This is a genomic window from Paraglaciecola algarum, assembly GCF_021532655.1.
Classification (GTDB): domain Bacteria; phylum Pseudomonadota; class Gammaproteobacteria; order Enterobacterales; family Alteromonadaceae; genus Paraglaciecola; species Paraglaciecola algarum.
Map to the genome: position 1 here is coordinate 112,434 of NZ_JAKGAS010000002.1, position 16,931 is coordinate 129,364.

General features: G+C 37.9%; 20 protein-coding genes. 10 read left to right on the forward strand and 10 right to left on the reverse strand.

The annotated features are described in order from the left end of the window. Window positions 1–34: 34 nt before the first annotated feature. The gene (locus tag L0668_RS04000) at window positions 35–1,510 is read right to left on the reverse strand and encodes a DUF5610 domain-containing protein (RefSeq protein ID WP_235310789.1); all 1,476 of its coding nucleotides are present in this window, start codon (window positions 1,508–1,510) and stop codon (window positions 35–37) included. Between the two features lie 181 nt (window positions 1,511–1,691). Between L0668_RS04000 and trmA the strand changes: the two genes are divergently transcribed. Continuing rightward, window positions 1,692–2,795 (forward strand): tRNA (uridine(54)-C5)-methyltransferase TrmA, encoded by a 1,104-nt coding sequence (trmA, locus tag L0668_RS04005; RefSeq protein ID WP_235310790.1) that lies wholly within the window; start codon window positions 1,692–1,694, stop codon window positions 2,793–2,795. Window positions 2,796–2,832: 37 nt separating this feature from the next. After that, a complete protein-coding gene (locus tag L0668_RS04010; protein ID WP_235310791.1) occupies window positions 2,833–3,297 on the forward strand; it encodes an EVE domain-containing protein in 465 nt (154 codons plus the stop codon). Here the strand turns inward: L0668_RS04010 and L0668_RS04015 are convergent. The 4 genes from L0668_RS04015 to L0668_RS04030 all read right to left on the reverse strand — a co-directional run bounded on the left by L0668_RS04015 (window position 3,294) and on the right by L0668_RS04030 (window position 5,023). Continuing rightward, a complete protein-coding gene (locus tag L0668_RS04015) occupies window positions 3,294–3,803 on the reverse strand; it encodes a hypothetical protein (protein ID WP_235310792.1) in 510 nt (169 codons plus the stop codon). The two genes, L0668_RS04010 and L0668_RS04015, sit on opposite strands and share 4 nt — an antisense overlap. A gap of 24 nt (window positions 3,804–3,827) precedes the next feature. Next, window positions 3,828–3,977 carry a hypothetical protein gene (locus L0668_RS04020; protein WP_235310793.1) on the reverse strand — a complete coding sequence of 50 codons (150 nt, stop codon included), beginning with the start codon at window positions 3,975–3,977 and terminating at the stop codon, window positions 3,828–3,830. A gap of 42 nt (window positions 3,978–4,019) precedes the next feature. Continuing rightward, window positions 4,020–4,346, reverse strand: a complete 327-nt coding sequence (locus tag L0668_RS04025; protein WP_235310794.1) for a DUF1820 family protein — start codon at window positions 4,344–4,346, stop codon at window positions 4,020–4,022. Between the two features lie 98 nt (window positions 4,347–4,444). Continuing rightward, window positions 4,445–5,023 (reverse strand): TetR/AcrR family transcriptional regulator, encoded by a 579-nt coding sequence (locus L0668_RS04030; RefSeq protein ID WP_235310795.1) that lies wholly within the window; start codon window positions 5,021–5,023, stop codon window positions 4,445–4,447. Between the two features lie 159 nt (window positions 5,024–5,182). Between L0668_RS04030 and L0668_RS04035 the strand changes: the two genes are divergently transcribed. Beyond that, window positions 5,183–6,790, forward strand: coding sequence for a M28 family metallopeptidase (locus L0668_RS04035; protein ID WP_441295198.1), 1,608 nt, complete (start codon window positions 5,183–5,185; stop codon window positions 6,788–6,790). A gap of 84 nt (window positions 6,791–6,874) precedes the next feature. On the opposite strand, the gene slmA is transcribed toward L0668_RS04035, so the two are convergent. Both slmA and coaBC read right to left on the reverse strand, forming a co-directional pair. Continuing rightward, on the reverse strand, window positions 6,875–7,465 hold the full coding sequence (slmA, locus tag L0668_RS04040) for a nucleoid occlusion factor SlmA (RefSeq protein ID WP_235310796.1): 591 nt from the start codon (window positions 7,463–7,465) through the stop codon (window positions 6,875–6,877). A 33-nt stretch (window positions 7,466–7,498) separates the two neighbouring features. After that, entirely contained in the window at window positions 7,499–8,689 is a 1,191-nt protein-coding gene (gene coaBC / locus L0668_RS04045) for a bifunctional phosphopantothenoylcysteine decarboxylase/phosphopantothenate--cysteine ligase CoaBC (protein ID WP_235310797.1), read from the reverse strand. A 130-nt stretch (window positions 8,690–8,819) separates the two neighbouring features. On the opposite strand from coaBC, the gene radC reads away from it, so the two are divergent. The 5 genes from radC to mutM all read left to right on the forward strand — a co-directional run bounded on the left by radC (window position 8,820) and on the right by mutM (window position 11,685). Then, complete coding sequence (gene radC, locus L0668_RS04050) at window positions 8,820–9,494, forward strand: RadC family protein (protein WP_235310798.1); 675 nt, start codon at window positions 8,820–8,822, stop codon at window positions 9,492–9,494. Between the two features lie 186 nt (window positions 9,495–9,680). Continuing rightward, window positions 9,681–9,917 carry a 50S ribosomal protein L28 gene (gene rpmB / locus L0668_RS04055; protein WP_235310799.1) on the forward strand — a complete coding sequence of 79 codons (237 nt, stop codon included), beginning with the start codon at window positions 9,681–9,683 and terminating at the stop codon, window positions 9,915–9,917. Between the two features lie 11 nt (window positions 9,918–9,928). After that, entirely contained in the window at window positions 9,929–10,084 is a 156-nt protein-coding gene (gene rpmG, locus L0668_RS04060) for a 50S ribosomal protein L33 (RefSeq protein WP_235310800.1), read from the forward strand. A 311-nt stretch (window positions 10,085–10,395) separates the two neighbouring features. Further along, window positions 10,396–10,869, forward strand: coding sequence for a hypothetical protein (locus L0668_RS04065; RefSeq protein ID WP_235310801.1), 474 nt, complete (start codon window positions 10,396–10,398; stop codon window positions 10,867–10,869). Window positions 10,870–10,872: 3 nt separating this feature from the next. Then, window positions 10,873–11,685 carry a bifunctional DNA-formamidopyrimidine glycosylase/DNA-(apurinic or apyrimidinic site) lyase gene (gene mutM / locus L0668_RS04070; RefSeq protein WP_235310802.1) on the forward strand — a complete coding sequence of 271 codons (813 nt, stop codon included), beginning with the start codon at window positions 10,873–10,875 and terminating at the stop codon, window positions 11,683–11,685. Between the two features lie 66 nt (window positions 11,686–11,751). Here the strand turns inward: mutM and coaD are convergent, their stop codons facing one another. Beyond that, window positions 11,752–12,234 (reverse strand): pantetheine-phosphate adenylyltransferase, encoded by a 483-nt coding sequence (gene coaD / locus L0668_RS04075; protein ID WP_235310803.1) that lies wholly within the window; start codon window positions 12,232–12,234, stop codon window positions 11,752–11,754. A gap of 97 nt (window positions 12,235–12,331) precedes the next feature. Continuing rightward, window positions 12,332–13,327 carry a glycosyltransferase family 2 protein gene (locus L0668_RS04080; protein WP_235310804.1) on the reverse strand — a complete coding sequence of 332 codons (996 nt, stop codon included), beginning with the start codon at window positions 13,325–13,327 and terminating at the stop codon, window positions 12,332–12,334. 193 nt (window positions 13,328–13,520) lie between these two features. Here L0668_RS04080 and L0668_RS04085 point away from each other — a divergent pair, with 193 nt between their 5' ends. Further along, entirely contained in the window at window positions 13,521–14,999 is a 1,479-nt protein-coding gene (locus L0668_RS04085) for a capsule assembly Wzi family protein (RefSeq protein WP_235310805.1), read from the forward strand. A 23-nt stretch (window positions 15,000–15,022) separates the two neighbouring features. Here L0668_RS04085 and L0668_RS04090 read toward each other — a convergent pair whose 3' ends face one another. Then, entirely contained in the window at window positions 15,023–15,727 is a 705-nt protein-coding gene (locus L0668_RS04090; protein ID WP_235310806.1) for a 3-deoxy-D-manno-octulosonic acid kinase, read from the reverse strand. A 115-nt stretch (window positions 15,728–15,842) separates the two neighbouring features. On the opposite strand from L0668_RS04090, the gene L0668_RS04095 reads away from it, so the two are divergent. After that, window positions 15,843–16,919, forward strand: a complete 1,077-nt coding sequence (locus L0668_RS04095) for a glycosyltransferase family 4 protein (protein WP_235310807.1) — start codon at window positions 15,843–15,845, stop codon at window positions 16,917–16,919. Window positions 16,920–16,931: the final 12 nt, after the last annotated feature.

The window sequence follows — 16,931 nt, forward strand, 5'->3', positions numbered from 1 at the left end:
TTGTCAGTGAATAAATTAGGAGCATTGAAGTGAATCAACTTTGTGGTTGAAATCCTATTGGCAAGTTATCCACTAGTTTTTGATTAAAATCATTAAAACGGTTTATGGCACTAATTAAATCTGGAGTAGCCACGTCACCTAATCGATTAATCAGTTCGTTTACCATATTTTCATAGGACTTATTATTTTCAAGTTTTAACCTTGAACCTTCTAAAACGTTTAGTAATTTGTCCATATAATCTGCCACTGGTTTTACTGCTTTAGTTGGATCTTCATTACCTTCATTTTCTTCGTCAAAATGTGACACGGTTTCATAGGCCTTGATAACTTGAGTGTTTTCAACCTTAGTTAACTGTAAAGCAAATCCGGTTAACTCCTGTTCATCAAAACCAAGTTCTAAGGCCTGATTAAATGCGGTCTCTATATCACCATTAAAAAACTCATCAGCTAACTCATTGGCATCGGCCACCAAATTACCAATAGCTTTTAATTCACCATCGTCTAGTTCACCTCGAACTGAAAAAGATAAGGATTGTTCTTGGTAGAATATTGCATTTTGGCTGTTTGGGTTTGCTATTTCAGCAGCTGACTGCGTAATTTCATCACCTTCTTGACTCTTGGTTTCTGAGTCTACTACAGAGCCAACAGCAACTTGCTCATCGATTTTTTTAGCCTGTGTTTGTGGTGCATCATCTTTACTGGTTTCAGCGGTGTCTTGCGCAACAGCCGCTTTTTCTTTAGCTGGGGTTTGCTGTTTTGCCGTTACTTCTGGAGACTCAGGTGCGAGTTCCTCTGCTGGTTCTGGCTGCGTGGCCAGTTGTCTAATTTCTTGTTGGTTTAACTCAAAAGATTGTAAGTCTTCGAAACGAATTGTAACTTGGTCACCATCTCGAGTACGAATATTGAGTTGGCCAGTTTCAAGTTTGGCATAGGAGGCTTGAGTATTTTCGATTGAATTAGCTTGTTGGGAGTCTCCAGTTGAAGGATTAAATATATCTTGTTTAAGTTTTTCAATGCCCTGCTGGATCAGGTTTTTACTTTCGCTAATGCCTTTTTCAATATCTTCACTCATAAAACCTGCAAGATCTTTTTCAGCAAGCTTTATGCCTTTTAATACGCCATAGGAGGCTTGCTCAAATAAATCATTCAGTACAGTTTCATCAGCGCCATTATTTTTGGCGTTTTTTACCGCGCCACCAATAAAGTTAAGCACATTTTTGGCAACTTCATTAAAATCGAATAAAGAATCAGATGATTCTTTACTTTTCTTTTCGGAAAAGTTTGGCTTTTGTTGGTTAATTTCCAATGAGTTATTTAACGAATTAGAAAATATTCTAGCGCCAAAACTTGCACTTGAGCTAAATTTGTCAGCACGTAAAGATACAAAATTACTTTGTGTATCCATAGCTTGCTGTAACCCAGAATCCCTCAACTGATTCTGAATACTGTCTTTACTACCCAAATGTTGTGGCTTTTCACTTAAAAAAGCCTTTAATTGATTAATATTCATAATTGAAACCTCTCTACCCTCAACTATATATCGGCCATAGTTATTTAAAATTTAGCCCTGAGCTGTAAAACCCATTAAAATGTAATGGATCGGGGGGATTTACCTACTAACTCATTGCAGTATTGCCTAAAACCCTTTACCTTGCGCTTTTTTTTAAACTCTAATCAATATGGATCGGATTATGCGACCAACAGAAATACAAGCAGACACTTACCCTGAGCAGTTGCAAAACAAAGCGGATTTAGTCAAAACCAGTTTTGCGCAATTTGATATGCCAGAGTTGCAAGTGTTTGCATCTGATCCACTGCACTACAGGATGAGAGCTGAATTTAGAGTGTGGCATGATGGTGATGAGTTACACCATGTGATGTTTGATCAGGCGACTAAACAAAAGTATCAGGTACATCAATTTCCACCTGCTAGCTTGTTAATTAATCAAGTTATGCAGGATTTAATCGGCGCATTAAAAGTGAATGATGTGTTGCGCAGAAAGTTATTCCAAATTGATTATTTGGCGACTTTAAGTGGTGAGATTATTGTGTCTCTGCTGTACCACAAGCCGCTAGATGAAAATTGGCAAGCTGAGATGCAAAAACTATTAACTAAGTTACGCCTTTCCTACCCTATCGATATTATTGGCCGTGCCAAAAAACAAAAAGTAATTCTTGATAGAGACTTTGTCACAGAAAAGCTCACTATAAATCAGCGAGAATATAGCTTTAAACAAATTGAAAATAGCTTTACTCAACCTAATGCTAAAGTGAATATAAAAATGCTTGAATGGGCATTAGATATCACCAAAAATGCCCAAGGTGATTTATTAGAATTGTATTGTGGTGCTGGTAATTTTTCGATTCCTTTAGCGCAAAACTTTCGTAAAGTATTGGCCACTGAAATATCTAAAACTTCGGTTGCTGCAGCGCAAGATAATATTAGTCAAAACCAAATAGATAACGTGAAAATTATCCGCATGTCGAGCGAAGAGTTTGTCCAAGCCCAGCAAGGTGTAAGAGAGTTTCGTCGCCTTGAAGGTATTGATTTACAGTCTTATGATTGTGATACTGTGCTGGTGGATCCACCTCGTGCTGGTTTAGATGAAACCACAGTGGATATGGTAAAAGCTTATGCCAATATCATATATATTTCATGTAACCCTGAAACCCTGCAGGCAAATTTAAGTACTTTGTCCAAGACCCATAAGGTCACTCGCTTTGCTTTATTTGATCAGTTTCCTTATACCCATCACGCAGAGTGTGGCGTGTATTTACAAAAATTGGATAGCTGATTAGCTGTACGTTTAACTGATTAATTTTGGGGTGAAAATGAATTATTGGCTGTTTAAAACTGAGCCTGATGCATTCAGTATTGATGATTTAAAAAATGCACCGGAACAAACCGAACATTGGGATGGTATTCGTAATTATCAAGCTCGGAATTTTTTACGTGATACGGTGAATGTAGGTGACTTGGTTTTTATTTATCATTCTAGCTGCAAACAGGTAGGCATTGTTGGTTTGGCTGAGGCAGTGAAAGCTGGGTATGTTGATCACACTCAATTTAATCCAGAGTCAAACTATTATGATCCTAAATCAACTATTGAAAAGCCGCGTTGGTACATGGTTGATATCCAATTTAAACAAAAATTTTCGCAAATATTACCGTTGAAAACCATTAAGGCTATGGATGATATTAAAGAAATTGGCTTAGTTAAAAAAGGCCATAGATTGTCGATTATGCCAGTGCAAAAAAATGAGTTTGAAAGTTTATTAACCGCCTGTGAAGCTTAGCTTGTTGCTTCAGCTGACTCTGCATGTTTAGCCGTATTTTTACCTTTATCGGCAACTAAATTACGACAGGCTGCAACAAAACCCTCTACGGTGTTTTTACACCAAGGAATTCTCACTTCTGACGGTTGGCGGGCAATAAACTGGCTTATTTCTTCTATCGTAAAGTTTTGGCCTTTTAAGGCTTTCCGTACGCCAACTTCTACGGTTTCATTGTGTTGGCAGCATTGCACTATCACAAATTGAAAATTTTCTAATACAAAATGAGCCATATCATAATCTTGATGGCTGATTAAACCATGACTTTTTAAGGCCGCTAATTTTGTTTGGAAAGTATTTTGCAAAACAGAAGCCATAGTCATCACTATGCCTAAGGAGTATTTATTCTGAGATTGTAAGGTTTTGTGAGCATGTTGAATTTGTTTTAATTCTGTTTGAGTGCTCTGATTGCGGGTCATAACAAATACTAGAATTAATACTAAAACGCCTATTACACCAAACTCAATCACAATATCTTACCTCGAAATGTCTACCTAACTATTTGGATATCTGTCAGTTAGGTGTTTTTTATTATTTTTTGTAAATGCATGAATATTCGATTCTAATACAGGTTGAGGTACAGAGCGATATTCAAGTATTGCATTATGAAATGTGCGTAAATCTAAGTTGTTCGATAATTGCATTTCAACTTAGTTAGGTAAACGTTTAATTATGTTTGGGATAATCTAACCCTTTGGCTTAGTGTAAATTGGGCTCGGGAAAGCCGTAACTTTGTCTGACAATTCTGTGATTTTTGAGGTGCCTTGTTTTTCTACTTCATCGATTCGTAACACACTATGCATAGGTACATAGGTTCTAGTGACTCCCGAAAATTCCGATTTAAGCTTTTCATGGCTTGGATCCAACACCAAACTAGTATGGGTGTCCCACACAAAGTCTCCTATCTCAACAAATCCAAACATACTGCCTTGGCATACTTCACGCACATAGAGTTCGTAACGTTCACCATTACTGACAAATTGAATGCGAAATAAGTGTTTTTTATTGGACATTTTGAATACTCGGGAAATAGATAAATCTCATCTTGCAGATAAGCTAAGCGACTACGTACTTTAACTATGGTGTTAGTTTGAATAATTCCAAGTGAAAATTAATGATTGTTTGACTGAAGTGGTCCTAATAGTGCTTGAGTCGCTAATTGTAACTCGTCAGTTTCTCCAGCTAATACGGCATTAACCGCAAATCCTTGCACGTAACTGGTGAGTTGTAATGCTGTTGATTCAATATTGGTGTTAGTGTGAATTTGGCCTAAGCTCATGGCTTTTTCTAAACAACCAATAAAATCAATTTGTAAACGATCTAAGTAGTGTCGGCCAATTTCTCGAACTTTTTGGTCATCAAAACCTAGCTCTGTAATGCTGTTAATTAACAAACAACCTTTGCCTTTTACATGCTCAACATACTGGTTAAAAAATTGGTTAATCGATTCTAAGCCTTGATTACTTTCTAAGTGTTTGATGACTTTGCTTAAGTGATGATTTTGATAGTGCTCTAACACCATATATAGAAAGGTTTGTTTACTACCGAACTCTAAATAAAAACCTCGTCTATTAAACTCAGTACGGGCAATAATTTCGTCCATTATTGCGCCGTGATATCCGTGTTCTAAAAACACATCAATGGCTTGGCTTAAAATAGCGTCTAGGTTGTATTGAGCTTTACGTGGCATAGTGATTTGTTTTTTTTAGAACATATATTCTTTACAGGTTAGCTGAGTTAATTATTCTGTCAAGCTTGCACTCTTGGTACATCTCGCTTAATGTGCGCACAAATATTATAAGTTATAAATGGGGAGTATAAGGTGATTAAGTTCGTTAGCGTGTTGATTTTGGGTTCATTTTTAGTGGCCTGTCAGGCTGAAAGAGAAACCAGTTCACAAGAGCTTTCTGCAGATAAAGTCAGAATAAAGTCACATTTGAAGTTTTTATCAGATGATTTATTAGAAGGACGAGACACAGGGGCTCAAGGTCATGAAATCGCCTCTATGTATCTTGCGGCGGAATTTGAAAGGTATGGTTTAAAACCTGCTGGTGATGATAATACTTTCATGCAAAGAGTGAACTTTAGACAAGCTCTGCTTGACCAAACTTCAGTTAAATTAATTTTAACTAAAGGTGATGCTGACGTTGAGTTGAACTATCCAAAACAATTTATTACTTCAGGTAATCCTTCTAATCCTGAAGCAATTACTCAAGGGGACATGGTATTTGTTGGTTACGGTATAGTTGCACCGGAGTTAGAACATGACGATTATCAAAGTTTAGATGTCAGTAACAAAATAGTCGTCACGCTTGCAGGTAAACCCAAGTCATTTCCAAGTGAAGAAGGAGCTCATTTTGGCTCAACTTCCGAGAAAAAACGTCATGCAGTAGAAAGAGGTGCGATAGGTTACATCAGTATCAGTACGCCAACTTATGAAAAAGTTAGGCCTTATCAAAATTTACTTAACTATTTGCACACACCATCTGTACGTTGGCTGGATACTGATGGAGAGCCTGCTAATACTTTTCCTGAGTTAAATAATACGGCTTACTTTAGTAAAGAAGCGGCTGAAATTTTATTTGCAGATGCCGAATTAAATTTAGCGCAAATCTACGAAATGTTAGAAAAAGACGAATCGCCTAAAGGTTTTGATTTAGATAGCAGCTTAACTCTTGAATCAAAGAGTACCTATAAAGCTATTTCTAGCCCTAATGTGGTAGCCGTACTTGAAGGTTCAGATCCTGTATTAAAAAATGAATATGTAGTGTATTCAGCACACTCTGATCATATTGGTTTTGCTAAAACCGTGAAAAAAGACAAAATCAATAATGGTGCAATGGATAACGCTACAGGTATGTCGGTTTTATTAGAAACTGCCAGAATGTTTAGTATGCTAGAGCAAAGGCCAAAACGTTCAATCTTGTTTGTTGCAGTGACGGCAGAAGAAAAAGGTTTACTTGGCTCTGATTATTTTGCTAAAAATCCAACCGTACCGACAGGCTCTTTAGTGGCAAATGTTAATTTAGATATGCCAATTTTGACCTATGAATTTGCTGATGTTATCGCTTTTGGTGCTGACCATAGCGATTTAAAAACTTCAGTTTCTGAAGCAGCCAAAAAAATTAATATTGAGTTAAGCCCGGATCCGTGGCCACATATGGCGTTATTTACTCGTTCAGATCATTACAGTTTCGTAAAACAGGGGATCCCTGCTGTATTTTTGGTTCCTGGTTTAAAGTCTGCAGATCCTGAAGTGGATGGTAGCCAACAGTTTAATAAATTTATAGCGACAAATTATCACAAACCAGGTGATGACTTTAGCCAAAAATTTAACTGGAAAGCAGCCGCTAAGTTTACCGAAGTGAATTATCACATTGGATTAACTTTAGCGAATCAAGCTAAAGCTTCTAGTTGGAATGAGGGTGATTTCTTTGGGGATACTTTCTCAAAGTAATCCACAAATAAGAATAATAAAAAACGGGCTTTAATTGCCCGTTTTTTTTATTTGATTCAGGTGGTGACTTAACCTAAGTTCGTACTAATTAAAAAATTGTTTATTAATAAATTGCCATTGTTCAGAGAAGTTGTCAGTTGGTTTTTTAGTAAACTCACTTCGAATAAATTGGTTAATACGCCCATCAGCATAACAAATCAACATATTGGCAATTAACCCTTCATCTGCCGGTAAAGTTTTACCTTCACGTAATTTTCGTTCTCTAAGAACTTGTTTCATCTGAGTTTCTAAGCGTTCAAATAATTGTGCAATACGTTCTCTTAATCTATCTTGCTCACCCATTAAGGCATCACCGTTTAAGATCCGCGTAATCCCAGGATTTTTTTCTGCAAATCCTAAAATAAGATGCAAAATTAATTGGCAACGTGTGGCAGTGTCTTTTTCTTCGTTGATAATTTTATTGATGCGAGAAAATAGGGTTTCTTCGATAAATTCTATCAAACCTTCAAACATACGCGCTTTACTGGGGAAGTGTCTATACAAAGCCGCTTCTGACACACCTACTTGGGCGGCCAATTTAGCTGTGGTGATGCGTTGTCCTGGGTTGCTTTGTAACATGCTAGCCAATGCTTGTAGAATTTGAGCACGGCGGTTTGGGCGTTTAGTTGCTGGCATTTTTTTGTCCTAAGCGATTGTGGCGTATGTTTTTTACTTTGTGTATCTTTTGGCAACCAACTCCATGAGTTGCGTAGCGAGTATGTTTTTATCGGCAATCTCTAGTTTTAATTCACCCTCGGGCCAAAATACGGTTAAAGCATTTTGTTCACTGTTAAAGCCAATATTCTCATCAGATACATCATTTGCAGCTATCATATTAAGCTTTTTGCGTTGTAATTTACCTAGTGCATACTGCTTAATGTTTTGCGTTTCTGCGGCAAAACCTAGAGTAAAAGGTGCATTAGCCAAATGAGCTACATCACTAAGAATATCAGGGTTTTTAACAAAAGTAAGTGTTAACTCTTGATCCGATTTTTTAATTTTTTGCGAGTTTTTCTGAATAGGCCGGTAATCGGCAACCGCCGCACAGCCGATAAAAATATCTGAGTTTTTAACATTTTGCATAACGCAGGTATGCATTTGTTCAGCGCTAGATACTTTTAGAATATTGACCCCCGATGGTGGTGATAAGGTCACTGGGCCACTGACTAAGGTCACCTCTGCTCCTAATTTTTGGGCGGCTTGGGCAAGGGCATAACCCATTTTCCCTGAGCTATGGTTGGTGATGTACCTAACGGGATCAATATCCTCACGAGTGGGGCCTGCGGTAATCAGCACACGTTTGCCTAATAATAACTTGGGTACATCTGGTAAAATTAAATCTGCAATTTCTTGTGGCTCTAACATTCGGCCGGGCCCAACATCGCCACAAGCTTGCTCTCCTTGAGCAGGCCCTAGAAATTGTACTCCTCTATCCATGAGCTGGTTAAGATTATGCTGAGTTGCTGGGGCATGCCACATTTGTTGATTCATGGCCGGAGCAATCGTTATAGGTGCTGCTGTGGCAAGGCAAAGAGTAGACAATAAGTCATCAGCCAAGCCGTAGGTTAATTTGGCCATAAAATTCGCCGTGGCAGGAGCGACTAACAGTTTATCAGCCCACTTTGCTAATTCTATGTGGCCCATGGCAGCTTCAGCGTCTTTGTCTAATAAATTATCTGAAACGGTATTGCTAGATACTGCTTGTAAGGATAAGGGACTAACAAACTCTTTTGCTGAGTCAGTCACTACAACTCGCACATTAGCGCCTTTAGCGATAAGTTTACGTACTAAATCAGGGGTTTTGTAGGCTGCTATACCACCTGTGATCCCCAATAGAATATTTGTACCTTGATGCTGCATGGTTTTGTATTTTTAGATTCGATTAACTTGATGAACACATTATTGGCTGGATCGCCCTCTTATTGCTAGGCTTATTTTTTAGTTAATGAATAAACAGAACATTTTGTTTTTAATATTGAGGCAAGGATGCATGAAAATTACCGATTGGCCTAAACAAGATAGACCCAGAGAGAAGTTATTATCTAAAGGCGCAAGCGCTCTTTCTGATTCAGAATTGTTGGCTATTTTTTTACGTACTGGGATTAAAGGTTGTAGCGCGTTGGAACTTGGCCAAGTGTTGTTGAGTCAATTCGGTAGTTTACGCGCCTTGTTTAATGCCACTGAAAATGAGTTTTGCCAAGTTAAAGGTTTAGGACAGGCTAAATTTGTGCAGTTGCAAGCTAGTTTAGAAATGAGTCATAGATACATGGCTGAAAAACTCAACCGCCAAGATATGTTTAATTCTGTCGAGCAAACTCAAGCATATTTAATGGCTAAGTTGCGAGATCAACCTCAAGAAGTATTTGCCATGTTGTTATTGGACAGCCAACATAGATTAATCACCTTTCGCCCTATGTTTTATGGCACTATAGACAGCGCGTCTGTTTACCCTAGGGTATTAGTCCAACAAGCCTTAAAAGATAATGCCGCAGCGGTCATTTTAGCCCATAACCACCCATCGGGCGTAGCAGAACCCAGTCAAGCTGATAAAAGTATCACTAAACGAATTGTAGAGGCATTTAATTTACTGGATATAAAGGTTTTAGACCATTTTGTAGTAGGTGATGGCGTTGCAGTGTCGTTTGCCCAAAGAGGTTTGATTTAAGCTTAGGATTTGGATTTGTGCCTCTATATCAACAAAATAGTTGTTTTTATGCACATTATTCTTGAACTGGATTTGGATTTCCTGTATAAAATGCGCCCTCTTGTTAATAGCGTTAGTTGACACAGTATTTATAGATTATTAAATCTGAGTCAGAGCTAAATTTTTTAGATTGTTTGGAGACAGGCCATGGCCAAAGTATGTCAAGTTACTGGCAAGCGTCCAGCGGTAGGTAACAACCGTTCACACGCAAAAAATTCGACTCGTCGTCGTTTTTTGCCAAACCTTCACACTCACCGTTTTTGGGTTGAGAGTGAAAACCGTTTCGTAAAACTGCGTTTATCTGCCAAAGGTATGCGTATTATTGATAAAAAAGGTATCGATACAGTATTAGCTGATATGCGTGCCGACGGTGTTAAAGTTTAAGGAATCAGATTATGCGTGATAAAATTAAGTTAGTATCTAGTGCTGGTACCGGTTATTACTACACTACAGATAAAAACAAACGTAACATGCCTGGCAAAATGGAGATCAAAAAGTTTGATCCTAAAGTTCGTCAGCACGTAATGTTTAAAGAAGCCAAAATCAAGTAAATTTTACTGGTTTTGTCTCCTGAAGAACCCGGCTTTTTAGTCGGGTTTTTTGCGTTTTAAATACATACCTATGCCCCCAAAAATGACGGATTCAGGATGACTGGTGTATTTCAATTCAAGGCGTCGACTTAAATGAAAGTTATTACCTTTCAAAAGGGCATTACGAAGAAGTGAAGTGCCCCAGACGTACCCTACGGGCGGTTTGCAAAACAATTTATACTGCGTTTTTCATTCCCGTTGAAACGCGCATTTTGAGGTGGTTTGGGTATATGTCATACTTGACCTACCATTTACTCTATCTAGTTAATTAAATGATTAGACTTTCTCAGCGCGGTTGGAACAACGTCATTATTTTTACAACATTGATATTAATCATGTTGTTTAATTTTAGTAGTGATTTTTTGAATCGAAATGTACAAGATAAACCTGAGATATCTACTCTTATCCCGGCCGGATTGGTTATTACAACGATCGAATATCAGAATGATAAAATTGAACGTATAGGCCAAGGTTGGCGGGCCAAGTCTGGCAAGTTAAGTCATGAGCAATTAACCCAATTAGTGGCCAACTGGCAAAATGCAGAAGTTGAATTATTTGATGATCAACTCAATTGGCAGAGCGATGTCAAAACAATTTCTGTCTGGTTTGCTGGACAAGTAAAACCTATCACTTATTCATTTTTATTTTTTGCGGATAAAACCCTAGTGAAGACAGAGCAAAAAATAAATCAACAAACCTATCAATTAGTTAATCCCGATTTTAGTCAATTAAACATAGATCATTAAACCATGCCTGAATTACCAGAAGTAGAAGTAAGTCGTTTGGGTATCAGCCCACATTTAGAACAACAAACCATTAAACAAATCATAGTCCGCCAGCCTAAGTTACGCTGGCCTGTGCCAGAGCAAATATTTCAAGCCGAAGGTTTGTTAATCAACACTATCCGCCGCCGAGCAAAGTATTTGTTACTCGATACAGATAAAGGCAGCATAGTTTTACATTTAGGTATGTCAGGTAAATTGTGTGTGGTGGATGCTGACACAGACGTTCAAAAGCATGATCACATCGATATTGTGATGGATAACGGTAAATGTTTACGTTTTAACGATACTCGTAGGTTTGGTTGTTGTTTATGGCAGGCTGCAGGTGAGCCAGCATTAAGTATATTGACTAGTTTAGGGCCTGAGCCGTTAACAGAAGAGTTTGATGGTAATCGCTTATTTGATTTATCTCGCAGTAAAACAGTTGCCGTGAAAAACTTTATAATGGATAACAAAGTGGTGGTGGGTGTAGGTAATATTTATGCCAATGAATCTTTGTTTATTGCCGGTATCGACCCTAGAAAACCCGCCAGTAAAGTCACTAAGAAACGTTATTTGGCTTTAGCTGATATAATTAAAAAGGTGTTGGCTAGTGCGATTGAGCAAGGTGGCACAACCTTAAAAGACTTTATGCAGGCAGATGGAAAGCCTGGTTATTTTGCCCAACAACTGCTGGTTTATGGCCGAGCTGGCGAAACTTGCGATGCCTGTAAAACCGAGATTAAATCAGTAACCATTGGGCAACGTAATACTTTTTATTGCCCAACTTGCCAGAAATGATTTGTTAGCGATGATTTGTCGGTGTTAACTACTATCTAAAATAGTATTAGTGTTATTTATTTTGCTTTACGGATGCAACTTTTTGTCTAAAGCATCAATCACTGCTGGGTGACAAAATTCATTCACACGCCCTCGGTGTAAAGCTACTTCTTTGACTAAGGTGGATGATATAAATGAATTTTCTTCTGCTGGTGTCATAAATACACTTTCTAGCTTAGGATTGAGTCTTCTATTCATATTGGCTAATTGAAACTCGTACTCGAAGTCTGAAACAGCTCTTAGTCCGCGTATTAGCACGGTTGAGTTTTGTTGCTCTGCAAAGTCGGCTAATAAACCAGTAAAACCAATAACCTCAACATTGTCTAAATGCTGTGTGACTTGTTTAATTAGTTCAACACGCTCTTCAAGGGTAAATAAGGGCTTTTTACTAGGGTTAGATGCAATTCCCACAATAACTTGAGTAAACATTTTGGCAGCCCGTTCGATTAAATCGGCATGGCCATTGGTGACAGGATCAAAAGTGCCTGGGTAAATTGCGGTTCTATGCATAATAATTGATGACTTTTATAAGCGTCTAAATTAAGTAATAAATACTAATAAGTGACTTGATGTGGCCACTTTAGCATTTTCTGAATATTCGTCTAATTTATTTTTTGTAAAGCACAGATCTTGGACTTAACCAAGTTTTGTTTACTAGGGCATGAGTATAATAACTGATGAGGTTTTTAAATAATTGTCGACTGACTTGCGCTTTTGGGTGATTAAAGGCAAGTATTGATAAAAAAGCAATTAAGCCAGTTTTGATTAGAGTCTTAACAGTTAATAACCCTTGAATTACAAATACGTTTTTTTTATTAAAATGTTGTGCAATATAAATATGGCGAGAAATATACACTTCACTCTTGGTTAATGCTGACGTCACTGGGTTAATTCGAGAGCTACCACCATGGTTATGTATAATGGCGACATTTTGTAACAGTGCAATTTTTCCATCTGAGTTTGCCGCGCGTTTACACAAGTCGACATCCTCACTGTACATCCAATAGCTTTCATTCCATCCATTTAATTTTTTATAAGCTTTGCTGCGCATGAAGATAACAGAGCCAGATACCCATTCAGGATAAACGACTTCTTTATCTAGGGCGAAATTTTGCTTCAACTGACTACGAATACAAAACCTATGAGCGGCTTTTCCAATACCTGTTAGTGTATACCAACGGGGTAAGAAGCGTTCGACCCTCTCAGCTTTGCCCTTGGCGGACAGTTTTTGGGTGGCAATAATCGAAAAAGCTGGCAGTTTGTTTAATCCATCAATCAAATAAGAAAATAATTGAGTAGGCACTTCAGTATCTGGGTTTAGAAAAAATAAATATTCGCTATTGGATGCCTTTGCTCCGGTATTACAGCCATGAGCAAAACCATGATTTCCACTATTTAAGATAAAATTTATACTAGGGTATTGTGCTGCAAAAGCATCTAGTTTTTCGTCGTCAGAACAATTGTCGACCACAATTATTTCTAGCTTAATATTGTCAGTGTTGGTTTTAAGTAAAGAATCAAGGCAGGCTGCCAATTTATCCCAACTGCGATAATTAACAATGACTACTGAAACGGAAGTTGACTGATGTTGAGATAATGCCAAAAATAACCTCTAATAATGCTAGTTTTTGGTCGAGGTTCGACCTGAGCTTGTTACAAAATACCCCACAATTAGATTAATTTCTATTTATTGCCGTAATGCATTTAGCCTTTCGTAAAATTATTACGTATCATACTGTTTTCTTTAAAGTGTCTTGTTTTCTCTTCTCGCCACGATGTATTTTGGGAGCAAAAATTTGTTAAAGTCGTTTTTGATTTGCATTTTATCAATAGGCATTAGTTGGTCAAATCAAAGTATTTCTTCTCCTTGGATTGGCACCTTAGAGCCACAGTTGCATAAAGATCTTCAAACTTTAAGTGAATGGGGAGTGATAGATGCCGCAGTGACTAGTTTTCCTGTACCTTGGAAAGGCATTGCTCAACAATTAGAAAAAGTTAACGCCGAACAACTACCGGCTATTCCATTTACCGCAGCAAAGCGTTTAAAACACTATTTACAAGTACATAAAACTCAAAAAGGTCAGTCGATAATAAGTTTATATGGTGCTAGCGATGATAGCCGCTTCACTGATTTTTCTGGATTACAGGCACAAAAAGTACAGTTCAATATAACCAAAGAGTTTTACCTAGGACGCTGGGCCGGACAAGTTTCTGCTAACTATGAGCGTGGTGGCAAAAAACACTTTGACGAAAGTTTTATTGCCTATCAGTTTGGTGACTGGAATTTACGTTTAGGTAGCATGAGTCAATGGTGGGGGCCAGCACAATCAGGTAGCTTAATATTAACTAATAATGCTCGTCCTATTCCTTCGCTAGCGTTGTCACGTTCAGAAGCAATTCGTTCTGAACACTATCTTCTTAAACATTTAGGCCCTTGGTTTTTTACTATGCAAGTAGGTCAGTTAGAATCAGAACGAGCGGTACCGGATACAAAAATATGGAGTACACGCTTTAATTTTAAACCTATATCTGGTTTAGAAATTGGCCTGTCTTGGAATGCCATGTGGGGTGGAAAAGGGCGAGGTAATTCACTCTCTGACTTTATTAATGTGATCACCTTTGATACTGAATGTTTAAACGGGCAAGAAAGTTGCGTTGAAACTTTTGAATCTCCAATCGGTAATCATCACGCTGGTATAGATTTCATCTATACCAGCCAGCTTTTCGACCGACCTATTAGCTTTTACGGGCAAAGAATTGGTGAAGACAAACAAGAATATTTTAACGTTACCGACAACGCTAATTTGTTTGGCATATCCAGTTACTTCTGGGGCAGCAAAGTATATTTAGAAAGCAGTGACACCAATGTTGCTTGTTCGAATCAAGGTTTACCCAGTAATAATTGTTATTACGAGCATGGCACTTACACCAGTGGTTATCGTTTTTATAATCGAGCTATCGGTAGTACTTTTGATAGCGATGCAAAAACATTGACCTTAGGCATAAATAAACAGTATAGCGATGGCGACTTGTTTGAAGTCATGATTAACCATTTAGAACTCAACCAAGATAAACAATCTCCCTCACCTGTTTTACAAGGCATTAGTGAAGACTTGCTCAGGTTATCGGGGTTTTATCAAACGCAATTTGGTGACTGGTTGTTGAAGGTGGGGGGAAATATCGAACATGGTGATATATCTAATGACTCAGACATTAATGCTAAATCAGAAACCAATAGCCTCATATACACCGAAATTAAATACCGTTTGCACTAGCCATATTTAGCATTACCTAAAAGTCAGATTGATTGGTAACCCAACATCAGCTTTATCCAGTCGCTTTCTTGCCACTGAATATTTTTTAGTCTTTTTTCTTTTTCAAAAGAGCGATGTAAGCGACTTAAATTTTCTTGTTGCCAGTCTGTACCTTGCTTGACGTAACATTTATCAAAGTCGATTAACCATACTTTGTTTTGGCTATCTAACATAATATTGTGAATATTTAGGTCGTGATGATAAATATTCTGTTGGTGAAACTGGGCTATGGTTTTACCAATATCCTGCCATATTTTTTCAGATATCTTGTCAGTTAATAAAATATTGAAAACATCTATGGCTTGTTTGATTTTAGCCAAAATAATATCTGCTCGGTATAATAAGCCTGTTTTTGTGATTTGTGCTGCTACAGGTTTAGGGCAAGCTAGACCAAGCTCTAACATGTGTTGTAATAGCTTAAATTCTTGCCAAGCACGTGTGTTATTTAATCCATTAAATACATATTGATCATGAATAATTTTACCGATTAAGCCGCCTCTTAAATAATGGCGTAATACGTATTCTTGCTTGTTATGTTGAAAAAAGTAAGTGGTGCCTCTCCCTTTTGCTTCACCTAACACTTTACTTTGTGAATGCCAAAAAGATCCATTAAATATGTCAGGCTCAGGATGAGTAAAATGTTCCGGATCAAACAGGATAGTTTGTGGGCCAAAAGTTTTTTCCTGCATGTTTGCCATGATATAATTTCAAAAATAAAAGATGAGCGATATTGTAAAGTATTCCGTAATAATTGCAGAATAATACTTTCTCCCTTCAGCTACTTACCATTTTGTTAGGCGAATAATGACCACAAACACCGACTCACACACTCAGCCTGAAGAAGTTGAACTCATTATAGGTAACTCCAACTCTAATTTCTCAGGTGTGACTTCGACTATGCTGCAAGTCATGTCTCACCAAAAAAAGTTAATCAACTTACGCATTATGGGTAAACACTATGTGCCTGAACCTGGCTTAGTTATTAGCTTTTGGCATACAGTCAAACTATGTCGAAAACCCCTAAGTAACGGTAAATGGAGAATCTTTCATGCCCGTCGGGTCGATGAAATGATTCAAGGGGTGATCTTAAAGTATGTATTCGGTGCAAAAATTAAATTGGTGTTTAGCTCAGCTGCACAACGTAAACGTTCTGGTTCTACCAAGTGGTTAACTGAAAAAATGGATGCAGTGATAGCCGTTAGCCAGCGCTCCGCATCTTTTTTACATAAACCACCTACTATGGTGAACCCACACGGGGTGCAAATCGATAATTATCGCCCAGCACCAGACAAACAAGCCGCGTGGCAAGCTTTAGGTTATGGTGGCAAATCCGGCATTGGTATTTTAGGTCGCGTGCGTAAACAAAAAGGGGTGCATTTGTTTGTAGAAGCTTGTATTCAAGTATTACCTGAGTTACCCGAGGTGAATGCCGTTGTTGTTGGCGCTATTTCTTCGAGTAACCAAGATTTTGTTGACGGCCTAAAAGATAAAATTAAACAAGCTGGATTAGAAGGCAGAATTACGTTTACTGGCGAATTACCTTTTGAGCAAATTCCCCCTATTTTTAGTGCGTTGTCTATGGTCAGTGCATTGAGCGATAACGAAGGTTTTGGTTTAACTGTGCTTGAGGCTATGAGTTGTGGCGCAGCAGTGCTTGCTACCCAAGCTGGAGCTTGGGAAGAAATTATTCGCCAAGGCAAAGATGGATATGTAGTACCAGTAAATGATCAAAAGGCTGTTACCGAAAAAATGCAGCTGATGTTATCGGATACAGAAAAGCTCGCCGAAATGGGCGTGACGGGACAAAAACGAGTAGAAGAAAACTATCGAGTTGAAATCGAAGCAAAAAATTTAGTCGATTTTTTCAGAACTTTGCAATAATGGTTAATACTA

Coding starts and splice junctions, on each gene's coding strand:
- L0668_RS04010 (WP_235310791.1), top strand. CDS start 2,833: ATGAATTATTGGCTGTTTAAAACTGAGCCTGATGCATTCAGTATTGAT.
- coaD (WP_235310803.1), bottom strand. CDS start 12,234: ATGCATAGAACCGCAATTTACCCAGGCACTTTTGATCCTGTCACCAAT.
- rpmG (WP_235310800.1), top strand. CDS start 9,929: ATGCGTGATAAAATTAAGTTAGTATCTAGTGCTGGTACCGGTTATTAC.
- coaBC (WP_235310797.1), bottom strand. CDS start 8,689: ATGCAGCATCAAGGTACAAATATTCTATTGGGGATCACAGGTGGTATA.
- L0668_RS04000 (WP_235310789.1), bottom strand. CDS start 1,510: ATGAATATTAATCAATTAAAGGCTTTTTTAAGTGAAAAGCCACAACAT.
- slmA (WP_235310796.1), bottom strand. CDS start 7,465: ATGCCAGCAACTAAACGCCCAAACCGCCGTGCTCAAATTCTACAAGCA.
- trmA (WP_235310790.1), top strand. CDS start 1,692: ATGCGACCAACAGAAATACAAGCAGACACTTACCCTGAGCAGTTGCAA.
- L0668_RS04025 (WP_235310794.1), bottom strand. CDS start 4,346: ATGTCCAATAAAAAACACTTATTTCGCATTCAATTTGTCAGTAATGGT.
- L0668_RS04095 (WP_235310807.1), top strand. CDS start 15,843: ATGACCACAAACACCGACTCACACACTCAGCCTGAAGAAGTTGAACTC.
- L0668_RS04090 (WP_235310806.1), bottom strand. CDS start 15,727: ATGCAGGAAAAAACTTTTGGCCCACAAACTATCCTGTTTGATCCGGAA.
- L0668_RS04030 (WP_235310795.1), bottom strand. CDS start 5,023: ATGCCACGTAAAGCTCAATACAACCTAGACGCTATTTTAAGCCAAGCC.
- L0668_RS04065 (WP_235310801.1), top strand. CDS start 10,396: ATGATTAGACTTTCTCAGCGCGGTTGGAACAACGTCATTATTTTTACA.
- rpmB (WP_235310799.1), top strand. CDS start 9,681: ATGGCCAAAGTATGTCAAGTTACTGGCAAGCGTCCAGCGGTAGGTAAC.
- mutM (WP_235310802.1), top strand. CDS start 10,873: ATGCCTGAATTACCAGAAGTAGAAGTAAGTCGTTTGGGTATCAGCCCA.
- radC (WP_235310798.1), top strand. CDS start 8,820: ATGAAAATTACCGATTGGCCTAAACAAGATAGACCCAGAGAGAAGTTA.
- L0668_RS04020 (WP_235310793.1), bottom strand. CDS start 3,977: ATGCAATTATCGAACAACTTAGATTTACGCACATTTCATAATGCAATA.